The organism is Gordonia sp. N1V, assembly GCF_029269935.1.
GTDB lineage: Bacteria > Actinomycetota > Actinomycetes > Mycobacteriales > Mycobacteriaceae > Gordonia > Gordonia polyisoprenivorans.
This window is the reverse complement of sequence record NZ_JARJDD010000079.1, coordinates 1-408: the sequence shown is the minus strand read 5'-3', so window position 1 is coordinate 408 and position 408 is coordinate 1. Positions and strand designations below refer to the sequence as shown.

The window sequence follows — 408 nt, the reverse complement described above, 5'->3', positions numbered from 1 at the left end:
TGTCGAGGGTGGCGCGGAAGGTGGTGCCGACGTCGGGGAGTGCGTTGGTGCGTTTGGGGTTCGGTTCGGCTGCCCCGACGGGGGTGTTTTTGCGCCACCAGCATCGTCCGGCCCACGGCCCGTCGCGGTAGATCCCGGTGGTGAATTGTCCGGGTTTGTCGCCGACCATGCGGTTGTGTTTCCCGCAGGCGGGGGCGAGGTCACCGATGTTGGTGAGCCCGCCTTTCGCGTGATCTTTGGTGGCGTGATGGATTTCGACGTGCGCGGCAGGTTGAGTGCACCCGGGAAACGAGCAGTATTCACCACCGTCTTTGGCGAACAGGGCGATCCGTTGTCCTTGACTCGCCAACCGCGCGCGCCCCAAATACAGGGGAAGACTGGTGTGGTCGTCGAACACGGCCAGCCACG

Annotated in this window: 1 pseudogene; it reads right to left on the bottom strand. The window is 64.7% G+C overall.

The window, feature by feature from the left end:
- Positions 1-408: pseudogene (locus tag P3L18_RS28190) on the bottom strand (HNH endonuclease); the annotation flags it as partial.